The organism is Aerococcus sp. L_32, from assembly GCF_050689315.1.
The window spans coordinates 1-510 of sequence record NZ_JBOEQF010001298.1 but is presented as its reverse complement, the minus strand read 5'-3'; the positions used below and the strand labels follow the sequence as shown (position 1 = coordinate 510).

General features: G+C 39.2%; 1 protein-coding gene. It reads left to right on the top strand.

The annotated features are described in order from the left end of the window. The coding region (locus ACRCJ0_RS19430) for an FGGY family carbohydrate kinase (protein ID WP_431391860.1) at nucleotides 1-510 on the top strand (510 nt) is incomplete at both ends.

The window sequence follows — 510 nt, the reverse complement described above, 5'->3', positions numbered from 1 at the left end:
TGATACTTGGTTGCTTTGGAAATTAACTAATGGAGAAGTTCACGCTACTGACTACTCAAATGCTTCTCGTACAATGTTGATGAACATTGAAAAGCTGGAGTGGGACGATGAAATGTTAGCCATGTTAAATGTTCCAAAAATCATGATGCCTGAAATCCGCTCCAATTCAGAAGTATATGGTCATACAGTCGGATTCCACTTCTATGGCTATGAAGTACCAATTTCTGGTATGGTAGGGGACCAACAAGGGGCATTATTTGGTCAATTAGCTACAGAAGAAGGTACTGTAAAATCAACTTACGGTACTGGTGCCTTTATCGTAATGAATGCTGGAAGTGAGTTAAAATTATCTGAAAATAACCTATTAACGACAGTTGGTTTCGTGATTGGTGACAAGGTTACTTACGCCTTAGAAGGGTCTGTATTCGTTGCTGGTTCAGCTATTCAATGGATTCGAGATGGTTTAGAATTAATTGAAAACGCTGCCGAAACTGAAGCTTTAGCTAACCA